Origin of the sequence: Arthrobacter sp. MYb23 (genome assembly GCF_002979775.1) — a bacterium.
Lineage (GTDB): Bacteria > Actinomycetota > Actinomycetes > Actinomycetales > Micrococcaceae > Arthrobacter.
Window position 1 is genome coordinate 254,696 of record NZ_PCPR01000004.1, and the last position, 24,446, is coordinate 279,141.

The 24,446-nt window shown below is 60.4% G+C and carries 20 protein-coding genes; 5 read left to right on the plus strand and 15 right to left on the minus strand.

What is annotated here, in order from left to right; genetic code table 11:
* Positions 1-97 precede the first annotated feature (97 nt).
* The 9 genes from CQ020_RS07620 to CQ020_RS24015 form a co-directional block, all read right to left on the minus strand.
* Positions 98-724 (minus strand): glycosyltransferase, encoded by a 627-nt coding sequence (locus CQ020_RS07620; protein WP_181151799.1) that lies wholly within the window; start codon positions 722-724, stop codon positions 98-100.
* The gene (locus CQ020_RS07625; protein ID WP_181151800.1) at positions 717-1,301 is read right to left on the minus strand and encodes a glycosyltransferase; all 585 of its coding nucleotides are present in this window, start codon (positions 1,299-1,301) and stop codon (positions 717-719) included. The genes CQ020_RS07620 and CQ020_RS07625 overlap by 8 nt, the downstream gene beginning before the upstream one ends.
* 7 nt (positions 1,302-1,308) lie before the next feature.
* Positions 1,309-2,397: a glycosyltransferase family 4 protein gene (locus tag CQ020_RS07630; RefSeq protein WP_146116613.1), complete on the minus strand. Its 1,089-nt coding sequence runs from the start codon at positions 2,395-2,397 to the stop codon at positions 1,309-1,311.
* Positions 2,387-3,634: a glycosyltransferase family 4 protein gene (locus CQ020_RS07635; RefSeq protein WP_181151801.1), complete on the minus strand. Its 1,248-nt coding sequence runs from the start codon at positions 3,632-3,634 to the stop codon at positions 2,387-2,389. The genes CQ020_RS07630 and CQ020_RS07635 overlap by 11 nt, the downstream gene beginning before the upstream one ends.
* A 32-nt stretch (positions 3,635-3,666) precedes the next feature.
* Entirely contained in the window at positions 3,667-4,410 is a 744-nt protein-coding gene (locus CQ020_RS07640; protein WP_146116614.1) for a hypothetical protein, read from the minus strand.
* Between the two features lie 136 nt (positions 4,411-4,546).
* Positions 4,547-5,899 (minus strand): lipopolysaccharide biosynthesis protein, encoded by a 1,353-nt coding sequence (locus CQ020_RS07645; protein WP_181151802.1) that lies wholly within the window; start codon positions 5,897-5,899, stop codon positions 4,547-4,549.
* Between the two features lie 8 nt (positions 5,900-5,907).
* On the minus strand, positions 5,908-7,236 hold the full coding sequence (locus CQ020_RS07650; RefSeq protein WP_105691276.1) for an O-antigen ligase: 1,329 nt from the start codon (positions 7,234-7,236) through the stop codon (positions 5,908-5,910).
* On the minus strand, positions 7,233-7,799 hold the full coding sequence (locus tag CQ020_RS07655) for a DapH/DapD/GlmU-related protein (RefSeq protein ID WP_105691277.1): 567 nt from the start codon (positions 7,797-7,799) through the stop codon (positions 7,233-7,235). Before CQ020_RS07655 ends, CQ020_RS07650 begins: the two co-directional genes overlap by 4 nt.
* Positions 7,800-8,109: 310 nt before the next feature.
* Positions 8,110-8,289: a hypothetical protein gene (locus CQ020_RS24015; protein ID WP_146116615.1), complete on the minus strand. Its 180-nt coding sequence runs from the start codon at positions 8,287-8,289 to the stop codon at positions 8,110-8,112.
* Between the two features lie 384 nt (positions 8,290-8,673).
* Between CQ020_RS24015 and CQ020_RS07660 the strand changes: the two genes are divergently transcribed.
* From CQ020_RS07660 to CQ020_RS07680, 5 genes are all read left to right on the plus strand, one after another.
* Positions 8,674-9,900: a glycosyltransferase family 4 protein gene (locus CQ020_RS07660; RefSeq protein ID WP_105691278.1), complete on the plus strand. Its 1,227-nt coding sequence runs from the start codon at positions 8,674-8,676 to the stop codon at positions 9,898-9,900.
* A gap of 45 nt (positions 9,901-9,945) precedes the next feature.
* Positions 9,946-10,983, plus strand: coding sequence for a GDP-mannose 4,6-dehydratase (gmd, locus tag CQ020_RS07665; RefSeq protein ID WP_105691279.1), 1,038 nt, complete (start codon positions 9,946-9,948; stop codon positions 10,981-10,983).
* Positions 10,980-11,945 (plus strand): GDP-L-fucose synthase, encoded by a 966-nt coding sequence (locus CQ020_RS07670; RefSeq protein ID WP_105691280.1) that lies wholly within the window; start codon positions 10,980-10,982, stop codon positions 11,943-11,945. The genes gmd and CQ020_RS07670 overlap by 4 nt, the downstream gene beginning before the upstream one ends.
* 3 nt (positions 11,946-11,948) lie before the next feature.
* Complete coding sequence (locus CQ020_RS07675) at positions 11,949-12,899, plus strand: nucleotidyltransferase family protein (RefSeq protein WP_105691281.1); 951 nt, start codon at positions 11,949-11,951, stop codon at positions 12,897-12,899.
* Positions 12,900-12,969: 70 nt separating this feature from the next.
* A complete protein-coding gene (locus tag CQ020_RS07680; RefSeq protein ID WP_105691282.1) occupies positions 12,970-14,349 on the plus strand; it encodes a UDP-glucose/GDP-mannose dehydrogenase family protein in 1,380 nt (459 codons plus the stop codon).
* Between the two features lie 7 nt (positions 14,350-14,356).
* On the opposite strand, the gene CQ020_RS07685 is transcribed toward CQ020_RS07680, so the two are convergent.
* The 6 genes from CQ020_RS07685 to CQ020_RS24650 all read right to left on the minus strand — a co-directional run bounded on the left by CQ020_RS07685 (position 14,357) and on the right by CQ020_RS24650 (position 24,369).
* Complete coding sequence (locus CQ020_RS07685; protein ID WP_105691283.1) at positions 14,357-14,929, minus strand: response regulator transcription factor; 573 nt, start codon at positions 14,927-14,929, stop codon at positions 14,357-14,359.
* 101 nt (positions 14,930-15,030) lie between these two features.
* Positions 15,031-17,601 carry a LuxR C-terminal-related transcriptional regulator gene (locus tag CQ020_RS07690; protein WP_258141758.1) on the minus strand — a complete coding sequence of 857 codons (2,571 nt, stop codon included), beginning with the start codon at positions 17,599-17,601 and terminating at the stop codon, positions 15,031-15,033.
* Positions 17,602-17,983: 382 nt separating this feature from the next.
* Positions 17,984-18,958: an acyl-CoA thioesterase gene (locus CQ020_RS07695; protein WP_105691285.1), complete on the minus strand. Its 975-nt coding sequence runs from the start codon at positions 18,956-18,958 to the stop codon at positions 17,984-17,986.
* A 62-nt stretch (positions 18,959-19,020) separates the two neighbouring features.
* The gene (locus CQ020_RS07700) at positions 19,021-19,584 is read right to left on the minus strand and encodes a hypothetical protein (protein WP_105691286.1); all 564 of its coding nucleotides are present in this window, start codon (positions 19,582-19,584) and stop codon (positions 19,021-19,023) included.
* Positions 19,581-19,913: a PEP-utilizing enzyme gene (locus CQ020_RS07705; protein ID WP_105691287.1), complete on the minus strand. Its 333-nt coding sequence runs from the start codon at positions 19,911-19,913 to the stop codon at positions 19,581-19,583. Before CQ020_RS07705 ends, CQ020_RS07700 begins: the two co-directional genes overlap by 4 nt.
* Before the next feature lie 94 nt (positions 19,914-20,007).
* A complete protein-coding gene (locus CQ020_RS24650) occupies positions 20,008-24,369 on the minus strand; it encodes an SGNH/GDSL hydrolase family protein (RefSeq protein ID WP_308727308.1) in 4,362 nt (1,453 codons plus the stop codon).
* Positions 24,370-24,446: the final 77 nt, after the last annotated feature.

The window sequence follows — 24,446 nt, forward strand, 5'->3', positions numbered from 1 at the left end:
TGTCTTTGAGGCCTGAGGGTTTGACGGCAGCTGCACAAAGCCGGCTCCGTGTCCCCGCCTGGTTGGCGCTCCGTAGTCGTCCTCGGTTTTATCAGTATCAATGAGGAGCTCCCAGGTTCCCCGGCCACATGCTCCGGGAGGTATTCAAACTCCCCAGGGTGTAGCCGGACAGGCTTTGGTAGACCTCCTCAAGCTGCTTTGAGACCACCTCCATGGAGAACTGATTCCTAGCGAGGTGGAGTGCGGTCGCCGACGAGGAGGCTCTGAGACCGGGTTCGTCGACAAAACGGCGTAATGCCGCGGAAAGGCCCTCGACACTTGCGTCGCAGACGAGTCCGGCTCCCGCGTCTGCAATGAACGGGGCAAGCCCGCAACTGTCGGTCACGATGACCGGGACCCCCACGGACATTGCTTCAAGGACGCTCATGGGGAACGGTTCATCAATCGAAGGCAACACGTAGACGGCTGCCTTTCGCATCCGCTCAAGAGTGCTGCCGGGCTCCAGCGGTCCTTCAACCCGGATCCAGTCCGAGGTCCCCGTTGCCCGAATTTGCTGACGGACCCTGGACTCTTCGCCTTCGTCCGGCCCCACGAAGGCCACCTCTATGCGCTTGCCGATTGTCTGAGCCAGCATGGCGGCGGCTTCGACAAGAACAGCGGGCCGTTTTCGTCTGTGCAACCGTGCCAGGTAAAGGAACTCGAAGGGTGCCGTCCCCTTATCCACTGCGCCCCCCAACCATTTCGACGTCGGCCAGTGGCACGCCGTTGACCAGCCGTTCGAGAGTTCGGTGACCGGCACCCATAAGAACTCCAAGGGATGTCTGTTCCTCGGGCGTCAGCCAAAAGCACCGTTGACTGGCGCGCAGCACCCGAAGGGTCAGCAGCCTGTCCAGGATCTTTGCCAGCTTCTTCTCGGATTCGTCGATCATCCCGTGCGTTTGAACCACAAATGGTGTGCCCCGGATCAGGCAAAGAAGGGCGGCCGGAAGCACCACCAGATCGCGGGCAAGGTGCAGGTGGACTACATCTGCATCCTTGAGCGCCCGCCATAGAGACGGGAGCATAGCTGGAGCGCAGAGCCCGGCGAACCCGGTACCCGGGATGATGCGGCGGGCCTTGAAAAGCCGGGTACTCACGCCTGGGCCAAAGTACGACGGGTCCACAGCCCCGCGTGCCCCGGCAAATACCTGCACCTGATGACCGCGCTTTGAAAGTTCCATCGACTGATTTTGTGCCACCCGGACGGGGCCGCCGTAGGCCCCGTCCGGACTGACCAGAGTTACTACTTGGACGATTCTCATCGAATTCCTACCTATTTCTGCCATGGCCGGACTCCGTTAGGGTGCGCTCGATCGCCGCGTAGTAGCGGTCCACCATGACGTTCTCTTTATGCCTGTCCGCATGGGCGACTGCGTCCCGTCGTCGTGCGGCCACATCCTCAGGATTGCCAAGCAGGCCGCGAAGGGCGCCGTTCAATGACGTCGACTCGAGCGGTGTGAAGGCCACTGCTTGCTTGCCGGCCGCATCAGGAAGCCCGCCATGGTTTGCGTAAACCACAACGCACCCCGCGGCTGCTGCCTCAAGGGCCACAGTTCCGAACGGCTCTGGCATCCGGCTGGGTATCACCACAAGGGAATTCCGGTTCAGAATCCGGTTGGCCTCCTCAGGCCCTTGGGAGCCCAGGAATTTCACTGAATCACCCAAAGAACTCACGCCTGCGAGGTTCTCGAGATGTTCACGTGCCGTCCCATCACCCACAATGGTGAGCGAAACGCCGTCGAAATCGTCTTTGAGATCTGCCGCTGCCTCGATGAGCAGGTCAACGCCTTTGTCCTCACTGAGACGGCCCAAATAAACGATCCCCAAAGGGGCGCGTTCCTCGCCGTCGAGCACTGAAAAGAATTCATCCCGATAGCTGTTCGGAATGACTTCAACGTCGCCTTCAACATGGTCCGCCAGAGCCTTGCTGTTTGCCACGATGACATCCGCCCGTCCAATGATTCGGTACTTGGCGGCGTACTTTAGTCGCTGCAAAATGGAAAGTTTTTGCCCGGGCATGGTCACCCACATCCTGAGAGTGACCATCCAGGGCTTGCGAATCAGCGCAAGAGGCCACCACAGCGAGATGGCCGGGTTGTTATGAAAGACGACGTCGGCCCCTCTCATCAATGCGAACAGGCGGAGCGGGGATGGTCGCCTGGTGACTTCGTAAGCGAAACGCCTGGGCTCGTCCGCCTCCGGCGTGTTGGTGATGACCTTTACGTCAGCACCATGCCTCATAAATCCACGCGCAAGAATGTCGGAGGTAATCTCCACTCCGCCGACGCTCGGATGGAAGACGTGAGCGACCAAGAGGATCCTCAACCGTCGCTCTTCGGGTTTAGAACTATTGGCCACGTACACCACTTCCAATTTCTTGCATGAACTCCGCAATTCCCTCACGGAATGGGCCCCAGCCCGATGCTCTGGCGATCTCCAACGCTTTGGCGCTCCGCTGCTCAACCAGTCCAGGGTTATCCAGGAAATGTTGGAGTTCGGCAACAATTTGCCCGGGTGCAAAGCGATCCACTATTGCACCGGCGCCCTGGGCCACAAGGTCGTCAACGCCGCTTCCCACCGTGACCACCGCGGGTAGCCCCTGGCTCAGTCCTTCCAAGGCCGCGAGGGAACGGCCCTCAACAATGCTTGGCAGCAACAGCACGTGATGCTTGCGCATCTCCTGAAGGATTTCGCTCCTCGGCATGGTCCCGCGGTAATCCACCGTTGCGAGCATGTCCTCAAGGGCAGGGAAAGTCTCGCCAGGCAGTTGGCCAATGGCAGTAACGTGCACGGCGGAAGAGAGGACCTTGGCGGCGGACACCACGTCCGCGATCCCCTTCATGCCAACAATGCGGCCCACGAACAACACCTTGAGCGGTCCATTTCCGTCCCATTTCCGAGGGGCCTGCCCGGGGCTCACCTGGGGGCAGCCGTAGGGAATCTCCTGGATCTGGCCCTTTACGCCAGCCACACGCAGGCTCTCAGTGACCTGAGCCGACGGCGAAATCAGCCGGGTGGCCAACGCGAGCTCAAGGTCTTCCATGCCATGGAATTTGCTACGGGTCAGGTCTTGGCGCGCCGTGATCGCCCATCCGGGTGCGAGGCCTTCCAGCTGCCCGGCCCAGTGCCTGGTGGTGGCCCAATGAACGTGGGGAACTTCCAAGATGGTTTCCATGGTGCGTTCCCGCGCCGCACTGAACACTCGGGAGGCGAAGGTTGAGTATCCGTAGACGGCATCCGGTTGATGGGGGCCCTGGAGGGTCTTGACCGCCTTGGCCTCCACCTGGCGGGCAACCCAGTGCGCAGAGAGCGGACCTGATGCTGAACCAAGTCGCCTTAGGGCTGCGGGCTGCGCACGCAGGAGAAGATTGCGGACCAGCTCACTCCTAGGCGCGACGCGCAGGTGGTGGTGTTCGATCATGGGAAACAGCCGACGCTCAACCAGTGACCTTGCGGGCGGGAGCCAGGACAATGCCTCAGGCTCTGTCCAGCCGATCGCGGTGACAAATGCCGACAGTAGGCGGTGTTCATTGAGCGCGGTCAGGGTTTGACGGACGTTCTCGTTCCCAAAGGGGTGCACCAGAACGGTTTTCATGGGGCCAGCAGATGCGCCTGACGTGCTTCCCGTCATGGCGTGTCGGCGAGGTCGGCGGCGACGCAGGCGACGTCATCTGGACCGAAGACCGCAGCCAATTGCGGGTCGTTCCCCCCTCCGGTCACGTTCTCGTTATGCAGGGCCTGCTCCTGTGATCGGGGGTAAATCGTGAGGTGCTGCCCGGCCGCGCCAATCACCCGGCGTCGATATCCGTTGCGGATCGCCAAAGCATTCAGCCAGATGTCGTCCGCACGGGGGGTCAAAGCCGTGAACGCAGTCCCGCAATCCCTCAGCACCATCTGAAACCGTGGGGGAAGGAGCATTCCTGCCACTCCGGTCATGAAGTTCGCGTGGCTGGTTGAATCCACCGGCGCCGGTTTCCATGTGTTGTAGGGCGTTAGGCCCCCGGAAGTAGGATCAGTGGTGATTCTGTGTGCCCTGTAGCCCGGGATCTGTTCCTGTCCCGAGGCGTTTATGAGGCCTTCAAGCCAACGGTGCGGATACATGATGTCGTCATCGGCCACAGCGAGTGACAGGCCACGGTCAGCGAAATCGCGGCAGTAGTGGAAGTACTTGTTGTGCGGCCCAAAGTTCTCGCAACGGAGGATTTCCAGGCCGCGACGTTGCAGACGCTGGAGCATGGGATACGCCGACACGTCAAAATCCGGCTCGTCCACCCAGAGGATCAAACGGGACGGACGCACAGAGCCTGCGGCAATGGATTCCAGGGCATGGGCGACGATTCCCAAGCGGCGCCCATACGACGTCATGCTCACGGCTACTCCAGCGGTTCCCGTCACTGGACTTCGGGAGAAGCGGTTCCGGAGTCGCAAGCGGCAGATCAGCGCTGATTTGTACAGCAACCGTGGCACTCTGGATAGTGCACTGTCCAGGGCGAGATGGCGTCCTGGACTAGTTGGAAAAGGCATGTACTTTCTTCTTTCCTGTAGTTCTTGCAAGCGTTTTAAGCACCAGTTGAAAGTCATGGGATCTAAGCCCGTAGAAGCCTCCGAGGCTCATCCCAAAATGTGTGCGCAGCCAGACGACATTCATGGTCCCCGCAACAACGTTTCCCACCAGGGTGGACAGTGCGGCTCCCATCGCACCCAGCGTGGGTACCGTGATGAGGAGGACTGCCGTGTTGGCCAGGGCCCCGAAGACCATTCCCCAGCTCCGGAGGCCCGGCCGTCCCCGGGCGCTCAGCCCAGCGCCTGCTACTGAGCCGGTGGTACCAAGGGTGACCCCCGCGAGGATTACCCAGGTGACTGCGACCGCGCCGCCAAAAGTTGCCCCGAAAAACGTCGGAATTGCCCAGGGCAAGAGGACACCGATGCCGATACTCGTCAACGCTGCCGCCGATGCTGTTAGACGTGCCGTCTGTTGGAGACGGTCCGTGTCTTCGCGATCGTGCGAGCTCCCCGCGTCCGAGGAAAAAACGACGTTGCGCACAGCTCCGGCCAGCACAGCCGGGACCTCGCCCAAACTCACCGCAACGGCATAGAGACCCAACTGTGCCGGCCCCGCAAGCGGAATCATCAACAGTTGGTCGAGCCGCAACAGCACAACGCCAGCCAACGAGCCGACCCATAGCCGACCGCCGTAATTGAACAGACGGACCCTCTTGGCGGTGGCATTCCGGGATCCCCGCCGGTATTCAACGAGGTACGGCAAAGTGAGGAGTCCCTTCAGCAAGGGAATCCCCAGCATGACGATTGTTGCCGTCAAGGGGACCAAGAGACCGGACATAGCCAGGACGGACAACAGAATCAGTCGCAGTGCGGAGAGCACGAAATCCATCAGCGCTGACCGCTTCCACGCATGCGTACCGGCCAGGACGCTGTTAGGAATCGAAGCCCAGAAGGTGGGAACAGTTAATATGGCCGTCAATATGATGAGCTGCTCGACGTCGGTGTTGCCATCAGAGAGTAACGGGGCACTCAGTGCCACGAGTGCAGCTGCCATGGCGCCCAGCAACGTCAAGATGCCGAACGCCCGCCTAACTGCCCTGCGGGCGCCTCTTGCCTGCCTCGCTATATAAAAAGTCAGCGCCTCCGGCATGCCCAAGGCTCCGATGGCGACGGCGAAAAGCATCGGAGCCATGCCGGCAGCAAGAGTCCCCCGGCCATCAACGCCGAGGGTTTGGGCCAGGATGGGAGCCGTTGCCAAGGAAATGAGCGGGGTTACCGCGGTGCCCGCCACTGCATAGAAGATCCTGCTCGCGTGGCTTGGCTTTTGATCAACGTCCGTGCTCGCCGTATGAGGCATCCGAGCTCTCATCCAGCGAGTACCCGCCGTGCAGGAAAGGCAGGTGAACCGCCCCGAGCCAGACCAGTCGATAATTCCCCGGCGGGAGCGCTCTTCAGCTGAGGATTTCGGGAGGACCGGTAACTCGCCATGGCGAGTACAAACCAGAAGAGATGAATATCAATGGAATTCGCACCAATAGAGCTGTAGCCGTTGATTGAGATGAGGATGAGGACCGCAGAAACAACTCCCGGCCAGCTTTCCCCTTCCCTGATGTCTACCTGGCTCAAAAGGAGGCAGATCATGAAGACGACAAAAGCTGCTACAACAAGAATTCCAAACATGAGAGCCATCATGAAGTAGCCGTTCTCCAGGCTGGAGCCCAAAGTACCTGCTCCCTTGAGATCCCGGCTTCCCGGATAACCACCGGTCAGGAAATCGGCCGTATGTTCCCAAAACCAGTCGACGGCGGCCACTCTCAGAGCCGCGGAACCGTTGTCATCTTCGAACTTTTGCAGGAGCTGCTCACCGGCTATTCCTTGAATGCTGGTCAAAAGTGCTACGACGACGACCGTGGCAAAAAGAACTGTTCGGAGTACCTTTCGGCCTCCACTGATGACAAGGAAGACAAACCCCACCACGGTGAGAATAAGGCCCATCCGGCCGTAGGCAAGCGGCACAGTCACGAGGAGGACTGCCGCCAGCGTGAAGCGCAGGAACATCGACCTGAGCAAGGCAAGAAGCGGTATGGTGGCGGCAAAAAAGACACCAACTTGGATGCCGTGCCCAAAGGTGCCAATGGCGGAACCAAGGTCGTCAATCCTGTCCGTCAGATAGGTGATTTTCGAAAAGTCGCTTTCCCATACAAGGGGCCGGCCTGTTGCCACCTGCAGTTGCGATAGCACTGCTTCCGCGAGGGCGAGGAGCGTAAATGTCAGTAGGTAGGTCTTGCCTGCTCCTGGCAGTGAGCGGAGTGAATACCTCATAAAGACGAAGACGTAATACGGTGCCCATACGATGCCAAGGACGAACATTGCAGTGTCCAGCAATCCGGCGCTGCCGGGGTTTCCGACGTCGGTCATCATGATTGCCGCGATGCCGCCAAGAATGGCTTGGGGCCAAACGCCTGCGGAACGGATCACCTGTCCGAAGACACGTGGAGTAAAGACAAGCTGGACCATGACCAAGCACACGAACAGGTACGTCGACGGATGCAAACCCGGCATGACTTCGTTCTGAACAACACCGGGAACCAGGATTCGCACCACGATGACGGCAGCCAAAACTACGTGCATACGGCGGACAAAAACCACACTGATGACCAGGCTGAGTCCTATCCAGATGATGAGGGTGCTCAAAGCGGTGCTCCGTCCGCCTTGCGCATCCTTGCAGGCAATGCAGTGCCCATCGGTGCCAGCAGCCGCGTCCCGTCCGGCAGGTCCTTGACTACCAAAGTTCCAGCTCCCACCAGGCAGGAAGCGCCGACGGTCACGCCGCGCAGCACTGTGGCGCGGGCACCTACCCAGCTACCGTCACCAACCACAATTGGAGCGTTGTCGAACTCAAAAGTGGGGGAGTCGAAGGAGTGGCTGCCGGTGCAGATGAAGACGCCTTGAGAGATGCAGCAATCGGAACCTATGGTGACTGGCTCGAGATTGAGAATCCAGGCATCAACGCCGATCCAAACGTCGTTTCCGACGGTTAGCTTCCACGGCCAATGGATAGTAACTCCGTGGCGGACGTACACGCCGTGGCCGATGGAGGCGCCGAACGCCCTGAGTATGTGCACGCGCAATGACGCCGGGCACCACCACGTGCTGAAAACCAGGTTTTGAACTGCGAACCAGGCCGCTTGCCAGAGTAGTCCGCGGCCTTTGTCGTAGCCGGCGCCGGTGAACCCTGCGAGATTTAACCGGCTCATCCTCGGCGGAGTCCCAGTACCTGGGCGTGACCTGCGGTTAGTACTGAACATGACGGGGCCGTCGTCGTGGTGTCCATTTGTCCTCAGCATTCTGTCTTTCGGATACCACCCGATTGTGGTTGGAGGCTCGCACCCCCTAGGCCCGCCCAAACCCGCTTTCTCAGTGGTGATGTCAGCGGCCGGGCAAGCGCTGAAGGACAGCCAGCGCAGGAATCCGGTGCCTCCGGCATCCGGGTGGATCACCGGTGATTTCCGGGTTCTCCGTGGAGGTCTGCGGGTATTAGGTAGGGATGCAAAGGCCACCTGCGTATCAGGCAAAACCGGCGACGACGGTGCTTCTTCCCGGCGTCTCCACGCAGACGTTTCGGGTAGCCATACGCAATACCCTGTGGACCTCCACGGAGGAAGCGGAATAGTGCGGCAGCTCGGGCTGGCGACAACCAGCTTCCAGGAAGAGCGATGCGGGTTCCACCACTGAGGAAGCAGGCATTTTCGGGTCTAGGGGGTGTCAGCCTCCAACCAGAATCGGCTGGTATCCGAATCACAGAATGCTGAGGACAAATGGACACCACGACGAGGGCGGTGGCATGTTCACCAACAATTGCAGGCCACGCCCATGCCCTTGAACACCAGCCAGCGGCTCAAAGCCCTGCTGTTCCCCTTGCACGGGAAATCCCGGGTGGGCCGCATCCCGGTGTTGCTGGACGAGGACGACGAATCGCCTTGATTGCGGGCATCGTCCTGGGCCATGCGGTCACCCTTTTCGGACCGTTGCTGCTTGGTCGTTTGCCTCTGGCGCCCCTGTGACTTACCAACATGCGACGCCCCGGAGGCGTGCCCGGGCCATGAGCTTCCGCCGGATCGGTGGGGCCTCGTGAAAGCGCTGATCGTGGGGCTGAATTACGCACCGGAACCCAGCGGCAATGCTCCGTACACCACCAAACTTGCGCAAGGGCTGACAGGCCGCGGTGTCACTGTCAAAGTTTTGACCGGATACCCGCACTATCCCGAATGGAAGATCGCGGACGGCTATGAGGGACTCTCCATGGCGGAGAGCCTCGGCGGCGTACCGGTCAAACGTCTACGGTCGACGGTCCCTCGGCGACCCAACGGATTGGGTCGTTTCCTCATGGAAATCACCTTCGGAGTCCGCACCGTGCTTGAGCGCTGGGAACGGCCCGATGTGATTCTGGTGGTTAGTCCCGCCCTGTTCTCGGCTGCATTCGCCATTCTGCGGGCACGCATTTTCCGCATCCCGGTTGGTATCTGGGTTCAGGATCTGTACAGCAAAGGAATCGAAGAGACGCGTGCCACGCGTTCCCCGCTGTCTTTGGTCATGAAGCGCCTTGAATCCGCGATCCTCAACGCTGCGGACGGCGTAAGTGTGATTCACGAACGTTTTCGCGAGCACGTCGTCAATGACCTCGGCGTGCCGGCACATCGCGTGGTGGTCATTCGCAACTGGACTCACGTCCGGCACCACCATTCATTCGACAGATCGGCGGCCCGGAAGCGGCTCGGCTGGGCGGCAACGGACTTTGTTGCGCTCCACGCAGGCAACATGGGCGTCAAGCAGGGGTTGGAAAACCTGATTGATACTGCGCGTCTGGCAGGGCATAGCGGAAGCGACGTCCGTTTCGTCCTGCTGGGCAATGGCAACCAGCGCCGCATCCTCGAAACAAAGGGGGCGGGCATAGACAGGCTCCAGTTCCTGGAACCCCTTCCGGACCGCGATTACTCGGAGGCACTCCGATCGGCCGATGTCCTGCTGGTCAACGAGCGTCCAGGCGTCAAGGAGATGTCCGTCCCGAGCAAGCTGACGAGCTACTTCGTAACAGGCCTTCCGATCATTGCCGCCACGGAGGCAGGCAGCGCGACTGCGCACGAGTTATCGGCAGCAGGGGCAGGCATCCGTGCTGAGTCCGGATCGCCAGGGGACTTGGTGGCCGCCATCGAGCGCCTCCGCGAGAATCCTGAGTCTGCCAAAGACTTCGGAGCTGCTGGTCAGCAGTACAGCGACAGGGTGCTGACCGAAGAGGTGGCAGTGGACAGCTTCGTCGGCTGGCTGAGCGACCTGGCATCGCGGAAGCGATCGCGCTGACACGAGATTTTCCCCATTTATCTGTACGACAAGAAGGAAAAAACCTTGGCTAAGAAAGCGCTAATCACAGGAATCACGGGGCAGGACGGCTCGTATCTTGCCGAGCTTCTGCTCTCAAAAGGCTACGAGGTGCACGGCCTGATCCGCCGCTCCTCATCCTTTAACACCTCGCGCATCGATCACCTTTACGTGGACCCGCATAACAGCAAAGCGCGCCTCTTCCTCCACTTCGGTGACCTTTCCGACGGCGCCCGCTTGGTGACGCTGTTGGCAGACATCCGCCCGGATGAGGTTTACAACCTGGGGGCCCAGTCCCACGTCAGGGTTTCCTTCGACGAACCGGAGCACACCGGCAACACGACAGGAATAGGGACCACCCGGCTCCTGGAAGCTGTGCGGATGGCTGGTATTGAAACCCGTTTCTACCAGGCATCGTCGTCCGAGATGTTCGGTGCAACCCCGCCGCCGCAGGATGAGGAAACTCCCTTCTATCCCCGTTCTCCCTATGGTGCAGCGAAGGTCTACAGCTACTGGATGACAAAGAATTATCGCGAGGCATACGGCATGTTTGCCGTCAACGGCATCCTTTTCAATCACGAATCTCCCCGACGTGGCGAGACGTTCGTGACTCGCAAAATCACCCGGGCTGTTGCCGCCATCAAGGCAGGTAAGCAGTCAGAGTTGTACATGGGCAACCTGCAGGCTGTCCGCGACTGGGGTTACGCCGCAGAGTACGTAGAGGGTATGTGGCGCATGCTCCAAGTGGATGAGCCCGATGACTATGTTCTGGCGACAAACGAAGGCTTTACCGTCAAGGACTTCCTTCAGAATGCGTTTGAACACGCTGGTCTGAAGTGGGAAGACTATGTCCGCTTTGACGAGCGATACCTCCGTCCGACTGAAGTTGAAGCACTCATTGGCGATTATTCGAAGGCCAAGGAAAAGCTGGGCTGGGAACCAACAATTAAGACGCCCGAGCTGGCTCGCCTCATGGTGGATGCCGATATCAAAGCTTTGCAGCATGGCGGAAACCCCTGGATTGACGCCGTTGATCTGCAAACCTGGAAAGTTCTTGCTCGATGACAGCCTTTGGGCCCGGGCGGCTTGATCGATCTTCCACCTTCTACGTTGCCGGGCATGGAGGCTTGGCAGGTTCGGCTATTTGGCGGAAACTCGCGGCGGAGGGTTTCACGAACCTCGTCGGGCGAACATCCAAGGAACTGGATCTTACGGACCGTGCAGCTGTCTTCGCGTTCTTCGAAAGTGAGAGGCCACGGTATGTTGCGCTGGCCGCAGCCAAGGTTGGCGGCATTCTTGCGAACAAGACGTACCCCGTGGATTTCCTCAGCCAGAATGTACGGATTCAAGTAAATGTCATGGATGCGGCCCAAAAATACGGGGTGGAACGTCTCCTGTTTCTGGGGTCATCCTGCATCTACCCCAAGCTGGCACCCCAGCCCCTCAAGGAGGAGTACCTCCTGACAGGGCCTTTGGAAGAGACCAATGAAGCCTACGCCGTTGCCAAAATCGCCGGCATCATGCAGGTAAAGGCAGTCCGCCAACAGTATGGTTTGCCTTGGATTTCAGCTATGCCGACCAACCTGTACGGCCCGGGAGATAACTTTTCGGCACAGGGTTCGCATGTCTTGCCGGCCCTGATCCGCCGTTTGGATGAGGCCCGGGTTCGGGGCGACGCCTCGGTAACCAACTGGGGAACAGGCGCACCACTCCGCGAATTTCTGCACGTTGACGATTTGGCTGATGCTTGCTTGCATCTGCTGGAAACCTACGATGGCCCGGAACACGTGAACGTTGGTGTCGGGGCAGACATGACCATAAAAGAGCTCGCTGGCCTGGTTGCCGCCACCGTCGGCTACGAGGGTGCCATTGAGTGGGACGCGACGAAACCCGATGGCACTCCCCGCAAGCTCATGCATGTGGGAAAGCTTGAGTCGCTCGGATGGACCGCCCGCATCTCCCTAAAAGACGGGATCGAGTCCACGTACGCCTGGTTCAAGGAGAACCGGAACGGCTTCAGGAGCTAGCCTGTGTCGCCGCTTCCCTTTCTGCTGACCGCCATGAGGTTGCCGGCCCAGGCGGCACCTTCGGGCGAAGTTCTCAGAATCAACGAGTCGGTCCTGCTATCTGCTGCTTTGGTTTCCCATGTAGCGGCGGAGTGCAACATCCGGGTGCTGCTCATCAAGGGTCCGGCGGCTGCCCTGATCGGTGCCCGCCCCGTAAGACCGTCGCTGGATCTTGACGTCCTCCTCCTTCGCTCGGATTTACAGACCCTGCTGGATGCACTGGGGCGACGAGGGTGGGAGCCGAGGATCAGTGAAGTCTCTGAAGCGTTCCCGGATCATTCCACGACGCTGATCAACCCAAGGTGGCCGTCCGACGTCGATGTTCACTGGAGGTTTCCGGGGTTCTACGAGGATGAGTCAGCGGTTTTCGAACGCCTCTGGGTTGCCAGGCAAAGCATTGAGCTCGCAGGTCGCCAGGCCTGGACCCTCTCGCGCAATGACGGCCTCCTCGTCACACTCCTGCACGCACTCCGCAGCCCAGTCAAAGGTGTCCTTCACGAAGACGTCACCTTTGGCCTCCAAGAGATCGCCGCGTCCTCGCAGGAGCACTATGACCGGGCGATTGAGCTGGGAGCTTTAGGCCCGCTGGGGCCTGTGTTTGAGATGTTGCCGGAGACGCGGGCACTGGATCTTGGCGAGCCGCCTTTTGATTGGGTACTGCGGACGACGGCGCAAAGGTCCGCCACGCTCCGTCTTTTCCATCTTCTCGAAATCCCCTGGTCCAAAAAGCCGGCAGCGCTCTGGCAAGCGCTGTTTCCGTCCCGGGATTCGATCAGTTGGCATGACCTTGAACTTCGCGACACCAGCTACTGGCAGCAAACCTCGTTCAGGTTCCGCCGACTAAGGCGGAGTTTGGCCGAAGGCGTCCAGACCCTGAAGGAGGTACGCGAAATCCGTGCCCGCATCAAGAAATAGCCGGACAGGTCCGGTCCTTTCCGGCCACCACAGTTCTGATCATCGTTGTCACACCGAAAAGCGAGAACTCATGCGTATTACCGTCATAGGCACCGGATACTTAGGTGCTACCCACGCCGCCTGCATGGCCGAACTCGGCTTCGAGGTCCTTGGACTCGATATAGATCCCCTGAGGGTCGAGTCGCTCTCCGAAGGACTTCTGCCGTTCCACGAGCCGGGCCTGCCGGAACTCCTGCGAAAGCATGTGAAGAGCGGACGGCTTCGCTTCACTACTTCCTATGAGGAAGTGGGAGCTTGGGGGGATGTGCACTTCATCGGAGTGGGTACTCCGCAGCGCGCCGGGGAAGGCGCTGCCGATATGACGTTCGTTGATGCAGCCACCATTTCCCTCGCGCGAAACATCACCAAGAATGCCCTCATTGTCGGGAAGTCGACAGTGCCGGTAGGGACCACCAGGCGCCTGAAAGCCCTGGTTCGGGACAACAAACGCCCCGATGTCTCAGTGAACCTTGCGTGGAACCCCGAATTCCTCCGGGAAGGCTTCGCCGTGGTGGACACCTTGACCCCGGACCGGCTGGTTATTGGTGTGGAATCGCCTGAGGACGAATTAACCCTGCGTGAGGTTTATGCGAGGGCCCTCGGCCGCGACGTGCCCCTGATCGTCACGGACTTTGAGACCGCGGAATTGGTCAAGGTTGCTGCCAATGCTTTTCTCGCCACAAAGATCTCGTTCATCAATGCCTTTTCGGAGATAACGGAGGTCATTGGGGGAGACATCGGCACGCTGGCGGATGCGATCGGATTGGACGCACGCATTGGACGCCGCTTTTTGAATGCCGGCATTGGGTTCGGTGGTGGGTGCTTGCCCAAGGACATCCGTGCCCTGCAGGCACGTGCGGCCGAGCTTGGCCTGGAGCGCAGCATGCGTTTCCTTGATGAAATGGATGAGATCAATCTCAGGCGCCGGGAGCGGGCTGTTGACCTGTCCCGCGTGATGCTTGGCTCACTTTCGCACAGCAAGATCGCCATTCTTGGCGTTGCCTTCAAGCCAAACAGCGACGACGTTCGTGACTCACCGGCGCTGGACATCGCCAATAGCTTGTTCGAGGAAGGCGCCGAGGTAACGGTGTACGATCCGGCAGGAAACGTCAACGCCTCCAAGCGATCGCCACAGCACCATTACGTGACATCCATGGAGGACGCCGTAAAGAGTGCGGACCTTATTCTTGTCCTCACCGAGTGGGACGAGTTCAAAGCCTTGACACCCGAAGGTCTTGCAGCCCAAACGGAAACACGGAAGATCATTGATGGCCGAAATATTCTGCAGACCCGGGTGTGGGAAGACTCAGGATGGTCCCTTGCTGCACTCGGCCACCGCTACCCTCCGGAGCATGCCACAGAGGAGCCACTCGGTGAGCAACTTCAGCTGAGTTCTGGTCCTGCCGCGTAAGGCTGGACTAAACCGATTGCCTCGACGGTGCCGCGTGCCTTACGGTGGCGCGGTACCGTCGGCTCACCGCGGTGCGGCTGGCCTGCGGGGGGATCCCTAGTTTGCGTCGGACCGACGCCAACTGATTACGCAGGGTTGAGTCAGCTATACCCAGGCTTTTCGCTACCTCAACCCGGGGCAGTTCCTCGTCGTTCAGGAAATAGGCATCGGCGGCTACTTCCTCAGCAGTGGTGAGGGGGATATAGTTCCGGCCGGAAGCAGGATCAAACGGCAAGTGCGTCCCGTCCGCGGCGATGTTGTTTACGGCGGTCAGGAGGACGTGCAGCGTGGCTGTTTCAGGTACGTAGCCGCGTACGCCGAGATCCATCAAACGGAGGACGCGGGAGCTATGGAGCACGCCACCGTAGACAAGCACCCTGTAACTGTCATGGATCAGGTCCACCACGTCGTTTTCCAGCTCAGGCAACGTCCCATCCACTACCGCTACGCTGCCCACTGAAACGGCCCGCAGCGTGTTTGTAGCCCAATGGATAAGGGCCGTGAACTGCCGGTGCCGGCTGACGACTAGTACTTGGGGCAATGCTTTGTCTCCTGTCTTGGCGGATCAACTGTTCACGACTTTGTAGTCCTGGAATCGTCGGGCCGAACGGTTGGGTACGCTGACATCTGCTTGCGACGTCGTTATGAGTTGGCTTTCGAAGCCTCCATGGCGCCAGAGGCCAAAGAGTTCGGCGCATTGCGAATGAGATCGGCGAGTTGTTTCCGGGTAGTCGTATCGGTTTTCCGCAGCGCGTTGGAGATGTGGCTCTCCACTGTCCGAATGCTGATGCCGAATTCCTCGGCGATGTCTTGGTTGCTCTGCTGCCCGGCGACGAGCGCAACCTCTATCTCTCTCAGGGTCAAGGAAGAACCGGGAGGCTCTGACTTGAAATCAAACAACGTCCCCACCACGCCGAAGCGCACGGAAAAATCCTTGGCCGCGCTCCGGATCTCACTCGCAACAGCAGGCTCTCCACTGAGCTGACTTCTCTGCTCTGCCCCGCGAAGGACCATGGCCACTTGAAACGTATCGCCGTCCAGCACGTAGGTATCCAGCAAGTGACGAAGACGGGGCAGGTCCATCTCTATGGCGGCACCCGCGACGGTCAGGAGCTGTTGGTGGACTGTCATGCCGCGCTCCTCCAGAATATTGTGGAGAAGCTCCTGGACACGCGGGCCGGGGAGGAGTCCCAGCGCGAAAATCCCCGTATGCATTGCTTCGAAGACGTAGCCCCGGGCAAGGGACCTTTCCATGATTCGGCTGGCTCGCTCGTCGAATGCTTTGGCGCTGGCAGGGCGGCTGGCAGCGAGATCGTGCAAGCCCGTTCCCAAACCGGGGAACGGCCCGTTATCCATCCCGCCGGGCCTCGCGGTCGCTCCCACGGAGGTAGCCGGAATCGCGTCCCGCAGTGAGGAGAGCCGCAACATGGCCACATGCAGTGAGTCCACGAGAAATCCAGGTTTACCCAGGGAAAAGGCGCGACCCATGAGATATTCGGCTTCATCAAACAGACCGTGATGAAGAAGTGAGAGCGCTGCTATGTAACTCTGGCTGACGAACGCGAACTGGTCCACATCCTGTAAGGCCTTTTCCCGGCTGCTGAGTGCCATGACAAGGGCCTCTTCTTCACCACCGCGGGAGAGCATTGCCATGCCGCGAATGAAGGACTCAAATTGCGGGTAAACGGCGGCTCCTTCAGCTGAATCAATGGCGCTTTGCGCGTCCAGGGGTTGGAGGCGATAGAGCTCCAGCATCCCCGTGATGGTTGCGATAATGCCGCCTTGTGGCCCAGGCTCCACGGTGATAGGGGAGCCCTCATGCTGGCTGCCCGAGTTGCTGCCATGGGATGCGCGAAGGAAAGCCAGGACCGCTTCGGCTTGATGCCGAAGGTCCGGTTCTTTGGACGACAGATCCTGCATGGTCGCAAGTGCGCCGGGCAGGTTTTTCTCCTGTGAAAACTGCCACCAAGCCAAGGACATAGTGAACAGGAAGAGATCTCCTGAGTCGCCGGAAAGAGAGTCGGTTCGCCGCAGAACCTCTTGGATTCGATGCGGGTTGGCAGTTGCTCCCCAATAGACACGCAGTATGGCGACGGCATTGGATAGGGTGCGATCGCGCTCCCACTTCTGGTAGCACGATTCTTCAAAGGCGTCGCGGCGCTGCTGAAAGTACCGTGTGGCAGCTGCGTGATTGCTGCCCATCTCCTTGCGAAGTACGGATATGGCAGCCGACAAAATGTCATCTGTGGCTGCTGACACGGGGTGAACGCCAGGTTCCGCATCGACGTGATCGGTCACGGCGCTTTGGAGAATTCTCCGGGAGCTGCGCGTGTGGGCTCGAAGGTAATCGTCAACTATCGGCGGAAAGACGGTAGCAAGGAGAGTTTCATCCGGACCTTCAATGACCGAGATTAAGCCGTTGTATTCAAGGTTGTCGAGGATGTCCTCACCTACAGCTGCGACCAGGCGGTCAACGGGGCTGGGACCAAGAAGGGACAATTTGTTGAGCGCCCGGACTTCTTCCGGCCGCAAACCCTGGAGCAGCGCCTCTACTGTCCCGTGTAGATGTTCGTTCATCAACTTGCTGCCATTCATGCACCACCAACCATCCTTGAGCACCAGGCGCTCGCTGAGGACGGATGTTTCGATGATTCGGACAGCCAACCGTAAATTGCCGCCGGATTTAGTAAGAACACGTGCCACCACATTCACTTCCGCCGGATGCCCCAGGGTTTTTGTGATGAGTTTGCTGATTTGTTCGTATTCCAACGGTGCAAGGGAGACGGTCGCTTCTGGAATGCTGCCCAAGTACGCGGAGGTTCTGGTCTGGAACGGTCGGTCATTCATGGTGGTGATCAGCGGAACATTGTTTCTTCTCCGTAAAACATCGACTACTGCCAATGATTCACGGTCCAGATTTTCGAGGTCGTCGATCGCAATCAGGTGAACCCCGGTCCTGGCCATCTGGACCGAGAGGAGGTCCACGATGCCGAGAATTCCGATAGTCCGGGAACGAAGGTCCAAGCCCAGGGAAAGAACACCAGCAAAAGGAACGGTGGAAAGAGCCGGCGCAGCGAACATGGTGTAGACCGTGGCGCCGTCCTCCTCCAGTTTCGCAACGACGCTCTTGAGGAGACTGGTGCGGCCACTGCCGGGTGCGCCCACGATTCTGACACCTAGACCTTTGGCGACATAGTTCAGTACACTTTTCATCTTTCGCTGATACAACAACTGACCCCTTATGGACACGGCTGTTCGACCACTTGGTGCTGCCAAAAAGCCTTACTTCTGTTCGATTTATCTCTTTAGTCCAAGAGCTATCGAAGAAAGGAAAATACCGGCTCTTCCACCAACGGAGCCGGGTTCTGGAATGAACTATGGACGCAAATTCCTGTGTGCTTTAGCTGCAGTTGCTGGAGGTCCCTCAAGCCATACCTCAGCCCCATCCAGCTACCACTCGAAGTCCAAGTGCACTACTGACGTGGTTCGTGTCGTTGAACGGTGATGTTCCTAGTACTTTTGAATGGCAGCGGTGGGCACAGCGAAGCAGCCCCGGCACCTAAGCCACGGCAGTTAAACAGGAGTGAAGTCTGCGCTAGCTTCCAGCGAGGTTTTGAAGATGGTCCGGCAGCCGGTTTCCCGGGGCCCGCCCGCGGATTTCCAGAAGTTCGCGCGCATGTGCGTGCAGCTTTTTGTCCTCATCGGAAACCGGTTCCCAGACGGGGACGGGGACTGCCGTCCCGCTTTCATCGCGCGCCACCATCACCGTGAGGCAATAGGTGGTCAGGTTCATGACCCGGGTCTTGGGGTCACCCGAGCGGACGTGAACCGCAATGTGCATTCCCTTGGCACCGGTGTAGACCAAGCGCGCCTCCACTTCGACGACGTGCCCGATCAGCAGGGGCCGGTAGAAGCGGACGCCGCCGGAGAACACCGCAACGGTGTCCATACCGCAGTAGCGGGAGGCGCAAACGTAGGCGGCTTCATCGATCCACTTCATGACAATGCCGCCGTGGACCTTACCGCCCCAGTTCACATCAGTGGGGGCGGCCATGAACCGCAGGACGACGCGCTCGGCGGTCCCGGCGTCGGTATATTCCTGCGCGTTCATCGCGTTGACGATCTGTTCCCGGACCTCAATGCGCGCCAAGGCATGGTCCCGCTGCTCGATCTCCGCAGGCGTGGACGGTTCGAACTGCGGAACGGGAATTGGTTTGCCGTCCGGACCGACGGCAACAAAGATCACCATGCACTGGCTGTGCATCGTCTCCGGGCCGCCTTTTGGATCCCGGGAGCTGACCACAGTGTGGATGTGCATGGAGGAGCGCCCGGTGTAAACGATGGTGGAGGTCACTTCCACCATGTCGCCGCTGTTCACCGGATCGGTGAAGTGGATGTTGCCCACATACGCGGTGACGCAATACGACTTCGACCACCCTACCGCTGCGGCGTAGGCTGCTTTATCCACCCATTCAAGGACGGTGCCGGCGTCGACCGACCCGCTGTGTCCGATGTCCATGGGAGCCGCGAGGAAGCGGAGGGTCACTGAATTGGCGGCGTCATCGCTCATGCTTGGAATCTTACTGTCGCCAGGTTTCTGTTACGTGACTAAGTCTGTAGGGGGCGGCCTGACTATCGGCGTTGGATGCCGAGGGTCGCGATGAGATCCTCATGGAGTTCGAACCAGACCTTGTGGAAGGAGTCGCGATCCGTGGCCGTGAGCCACGATGTGTCCAGGACAGCGTGTTTGAGTGCGCGCAGCAGGCGCTCGGAGTAGCCCTCGAAGCGGGGGAGCGCACCAATGAGCTGAGCTTCGAGCGGACGCCACGACGCCAAGGCGCCTATCAGGACATCCATAGCCCCTTCAGCGGCCGGATTTTGAAGCTGGATGGCACTGCAGGCCTCCACGACGCCGGTGTTGATGTCCGCGAAATCGTCGTGCACGGCCTGCACCGCGTCCCGTGCGCGCGCACCGTCCAGTTCCTTCGCCAACAACCGCTCGTTTTCGCGTCTCCCGAGACTGGACAACGACCAACCGCTGATCCCGGCGAAGGTGCTGTGCGAAACGAAGCCGTTCACCCCGGCGTCGATGAGCTGGGACTCCACCACGCCGGGGTCTTGCGAGAAGCGGACCGCCACAGAGTGTGTGTCAGCGAAACCCAGCAGGCGGACAGCGTGCAAGGTGAGAAGCGTCATTTGCCGTCCATCAGGGTGACGGTTCCTTGGGCTCCGTCGATGGCAAGGGGCGCCCCGTCGGCGAGCAGGTCCAGCGCATCCCGGACACCCAGGACGGCAGGTATCCCGAACTCCCGGGCGACGATCGCAGCGTGTGACAACATTCCGCCGGTTTCCGTGACCACCGCTGACGCCATTCCGAAGAGAGGCGTCCAAGCGGGGTCGGTGGTGCGGCACACCAGGACATCGCCGGATAGGAAGCGGCTGAACTCGTCGGGACCGTGGATGAGCCGGGCAGCGCCGAGGGCTCTACCCGTGCTTGCGCCGACTCCATTAAGGATGGTCATCATCTGGCTAGTTCTACCATCGAAAAGCACTTATCCGCGATAAGCACTGCCCCGGCACCAAGCGGCGCCGGGGCAGTGCTCGACTGAGGAGCCGGACTCACTTACCTCCCGTATATGCAATATTCGGCATGGAAGGGGTATCCATGCCCACGCCGATATAAAAGCCCGGGTGCGGCGGCTGGTTGTAGGCGACGTTCTCGCGCGCAACCGAAAGCCGGTACAGGGGATCGTGCATCAGGGTGCGAAGCCGGACATCAGTTCCGGACGTGGTGGTGTAGATCCGGAGTTCCGTGCTGTCTGCGGACCGCCAGGCGCTTTCTTCCCGCCAGTCGCCCAGGAGATCGGCCTGGATAGCCGGGTTCCCCTTGGTGCTGTTGTTGGTCAGGGCACCGGAGGCCGTCAGCAGACGATCGCTGCTTTGGGTGTTCCAGTTCCACTTGCTGATGCTCGGTGTCCCGGTGTTGCTGGCAACGTCCCAGTCGTGGTCCACGATTTCGCGGAGCAGGTCGCCGTCCCACCACGCCAGGAAGTTTGCCGCCGGGATGTTGGTGGAGATCAGCTCACCCTTGGCCGAGCGAAGTTCACCTACCGGAGAGTTCCACGCCGCGTCGCCGCCGACCGCCCACCCTTCAGCACCCAGGTAGCGCGGGTCGATATCACCGGCGGCTCCACGGCCGGTATCCCTGGCCGCCGGAATGCTCCAGAGCACCTCACCCGTGGCGGAGTCACGGAAGGTGGCTCCGAGATTCCCGCTGGATGCCATGTCTTCATGGACTGCAAAGGTCTCCAGGCCCGGGCGGGAAGGATCAAGGTCGCTGGTGTGGATGGCATCTCCATGGCCGAGGCCGGTGGTGTAGAGCGGCTGGCCATTGTCGTCGATGGTCATGGAACCGAAAATGAACTCGTCCTTGCCGTCGGCATCCACGTCAGCCACGGACAGGTTGTGGTTGCCCATACTCCGGTACTGATCGCCGGAAACGTTGGAGTCGAACACCCAGCGCTTCACGATTTTTCCGCCCACCAGGTCATAGGTGGCCAGGACCGCACGGGTGTAATAGCCGCGGCTGAACATCATGGACGGGTGCTCGCCGTCGAGGTACGCAACGGCGCCGAGGAAACGGTCCACGCGGTTCCCATAGGTGTCACCCCAGGCGCCCACGTCGCCCCGCGGCGGGTCATAAGCCACGGTGTCCATGATGGTTCCTGTCTGCCCGTGGAAGACAGTCAGGAATTCCGGGCCGGTGAGGACATAGCCGGTGCTGTTGCGATGGTCAGCGTTGGCATTGCCGATCACGGTCCCGGCAGCATCCCGGGTTCCATCGGCGGTTTTCATGGCCACTTCAGCCTTGCCGTCACCGTCGAAGTCGTAGGCCAGAACCTGTGTGTAGTGTGCACCGGCCCGGATGTTCGGTCCAAGGTTGATGCGCCAGAGCTTGCTGCCTTCCATGGTGTAGGCGTCCACGTAAACGGTGCCCGTGTAGCCGGCCTGCGAGTTGTCCTTGGAGTTGGACGGAGACCACATTTGGATGATCTCGTACCGGCCGTCACCGTCAAGGTCGGCAACTGTGGCGTCGCCGGCCGAGTAGCTGTAAGGCTGCCCGTCCTTGGTGTAATCGTCTGCCGGCTTGTCCAGCTTGATGGCAAGGTAGTCCTGCGCGAGAGGGCTGAATTCCTTGGTCTCCTTTTCGCCGCTGTTTCCGCCGCCGGCTACCTTAATCACGTACTTCGAGGCCGCCGTCCCGGTGGTGTCCAGGTAGCTCGTGCTGTTGGTGATGGGTGAGGCGGTGATCTTTTTGCCGTCACGGAATACGTTGAAGCCGATCTTGTCTTCATCGAGGCCCAGCATGCGCCAGCCGATTCGGATTCCCTCTGCTGTTGGAATCGCGACAGGTGCCCGGTCCAGCTTCTCCATCTGGCGGTCCAGGACCACCACGTCTTCGGTGCCGACGGTTTCGGACGGAGCCGATTCTCCGCCGGCGTTCAGGGCCGTGATCCGGTAGTAGTACTTGATGGTGGTCAGGACGGTGGTGTCGGTGAACTTCTTGTCGTCCGTTTTACCTACGTAGGTGAATGCCCCGTCAGCTGCCGTTGAGCGGTAGACGAGATACGCCGTCGAGCCCTTAACCTCGCCCCATTGAAGCGAAACGCTGGTCTTTTCCACCTTCTTGGTCTTCAGCTTTCCAGGGGCCGCGGGCGCTGCGATTGCGGGGTCGATCAGCGGCACGTCCAAGGTGTTCGAGGGGACGGACTCCAACCCTGTGCGGTCTACGGCAGTGACGTAGTACTTGTAGGGCAAGCCCGCGATAGCGGTGGTGTCCGAATACGCCGGCTCCGCAACGTTCTCCGCAATCAGCTGCGCGGACGTCTCGAACGGTGCCTGACGGAAGACGCGGTAGCTGGCGGCGTCGCCAACAGCGTCCCAGGAAAGCCCGACGACGGGAGGCCGGGCGGCTGCGTCAACGGACGTGGTCTTGAGGTTGCTTGGGCCCACCAGGAGCGGAGTGACCTCGAGCCCGTTGAGGCGCTGGCCGGATCCGCTGATGCTCAGGTTGAGTTGACCGTCGGTTACCAGGACCTCGTTGATGACCTTGCTGGCGGACGCGGCTTTGCCCGAGGTAACAGTACCGAAGCCCTTGCCTTCCACGGCGATGTCAGTGCGCGTGGAGCCGATCCAGTCGCTGTGGTACGTCTTCAGGGCGTAGGTGCCGTTGGGAACGTCCAGCTGAAATTCGAAGCTGGCACCGCTGAGGACGAAGTCCCGGAGAAGGTTGGTGGTGGTTGCGCCGCGGTCGCGATCGCTGAGGACCGTGACGTCCTTGAAACCGTAACCGCGCTCGGCAGAGTAGGCCATGGTGCGGTTGACTTCGGTGTAGCCGGCCTCCACGGGGGCGCCGACGGGTCCGAAGTCGAACTTGTACGTTGCCTGCTTGGTGGTCAGCGCCAGGGTATCGCTGTACTCGGACAGGCCTTTGCCGTTCATCGCCGCGACGCGCACGTCGTAGGCGGTGCCTTCCGCCAGACCGTTGAGGTTGGTGGTGGGAATGGTGGAGGTGGTGGCCAGCCTGTAGGCGGTGTCCGGTTCCGAGGTGAGCTTGCGGTAGATCTTGTAAATGTCCGCGCCCTCCACCTGCTGCCACTTGAGCAGGGCACCGGCGTTGGAGACACTGCCGGCCACCAGGCCTTGTGGCTTGGCGGGAACGTTCGACGGCGGCGTGACCTCCTGGACGCGCGATGCCAGCGGAACGCTGAGCTGCTTCATGCCCCCGGCCAGGAGGCGGGCAATCTGGATGGCACCGTATTCCTGGAAGTGGGTGTCATCAGCGGTGCCGCTCGGGCGCCCGGGGTACACGCCGGCGTCGACGTGGAGGAAGACCGATTTGGTTTCTTCCGGTCCTATTTGGTTGTAGTAGCCGCGGCTGAGGGCGGACAGGTCCACCAGGTCTACGTTCTCTTCGGCGGCGAGATCCTTCATCTTGTCCACGTACTCGGGGAAGCTGACGCGGAACGTCCCGGTGGCGGCGTCGAAGTCCCGGCGGCCCACCGGGGTCACCAGGATGGGGGTGGCGCCGCGTTGGCGGGCACCATTGACGTAGGTTCGGAGGTATTCCTTGTAGTCCGCGGGGGACGCGTAGCGGTCATCGACGCCGATGGTTGCGTCGTTGTGGCCGAACTGGACCATGAGGTAATCGCCGGGGTTGATGACGCGGAGAATCTCGTCCAGGCGGCCCTGGCTGATGAAGTTCTTGGAGCTGCGGCCGCCGATTGCGTGGTTGTACACGGGGACTTTGTCGTCCAAGTAGCGGTCGATCATCTGCCCCCAACCCGCCTGGGGAGCGTAGCCGGGGTCGTACGTCTGGACGGTGGAGTCACCGGCTAGATACACGCCGGGGTCCGCTGTTGCGGCGCGGGGAGCGCGGGCTGCGATGACCAGCGAATTGATCTTGGCGGCGGTGCCTGTGATGTCCAGATTGAGCTGACCGTCCACCAAGGAGATGGGGAACTCCATCTCCAGGAACTGGCCGGCCGGCTTGTCGGTGGCCTGCACTTTGGCCATCTTCTCGGCCGTGATGGCGATGTTCGTTGCCTCAGCGGCGTCGCCGGCGATGAGCTTCACTGTGTAGTCCCCATTGGGAAGGTCTACCTGAAAGGAGCTGCCCTGGGCTTGGACGAAGTCGCTGCGCAAGGCGTCCTGGGTGCCCCTGTCAGTCCCGGAGGTGACGGCGGTGTCCGTGAAACCGAACTTTGCGGTGGGGCTATAGGCGCTGCCTGCGTTGACTTGCGTGTAGCCGTCGGCCACGACGCCAGGGCCGAAGTCGAGCTTGAAGCCGCTTCCGGTCGGGGGAAGTGACGTCTCGGCGTGCGCTGCCGGAAGCCCGGTTAAGGCCAGGGCGGCCGAGGCGACGGCGGCAGTCAGGGCTGTTGCGCCTGTTCTGACCGCGCGTTGAGGGGGGTGTTTCACCGAACATCTCCTTTGATGACGCATGGGGTGGGTACCAACCACGCGGTCGGACTTTGTATCGTTTCATTTACCGGGAA

Bases quoted from the DNA above. Each gene is read 5' to 3' on its own strand.
- CQ020_RS07635 (WP_181151801.1), bottom strand. From the start codon at position 3,634: ATGAAAACCGTTCTGGTGCACCCCTTTGGGAACGAGAACGTCCGTCAA.
- CQ020_RS07700 (WP_105691286.1), bottom strand. From the start codon at position 19,584: ATGACGCTTCTCACCTTGCACGCTGTCCGCCTGCTGGGTTTCGCTGAC.
- CQ020_RS07690 (WP_258141758.1), bottom strand. From the start codon at position 17,601: ATGAAAAGTGTACTGAACTATGTCGCCAAAGGTCTAGGTGTCAGAATC.
- CQ020_RS07695 (WP_105691285.1), bottom strand. From the start codon at position 18,958: ATGAGCGATGACGCCGCCAATTCAGTGACCCTCCGCTTCCTCGCGGCT.
- CQ020_RS07645 (WP_181151802.1), bottom strand. From the start codon at position 5,899: ATGCCTCATACGGCGAGCACGGACGTTGATCAAAAGCCAAGCCACGCG.
- CQ020_RS07705 (WP_105691287.1), bottom strand. From the start codon at position 19,913: ATGATGACCATCCTTAATGGAGTCGGCGCAAGCACGGGTAGAGCCCTC.
- CQ020_RS07625 (WP_181151800.1), bottom strand. From the start codon at position 1,301: ATGAGAATCGTCCAAGTAGTAACTCTGGTCAGTCCGGACGGGGCCTAC.
- CQ020_RS07680 (WP_105691282.1), top strand. From the start codon at position 12,970: ATGCGTATTACCGTCATAGGCACCGGATACTTAGGTGCTACCCACGCC.
- CQ020_RS07655 (WP_105691277.1), bottom strand. From the start codon at position 7,799: ATGAGCCGGTTAAATCTCGCAGGGTTCACCGGCGCCGGCTACGACAAA.
- CQ020_RS07670 (WP_105691280.1), top strand. From the start codon at position 10,980: ATGACAGCCTTTGGGCCCGGGCGGCTTGATCGATCTTCCACCTTCTAC.
- CQ020_RS24015 (WP_146116615.1), bottom strand. From the start codon at position 8,289: ATGCCTGCTTCCTCAGTGGTGGAACCCGCATCGCTCTTCCTGGAAGCT.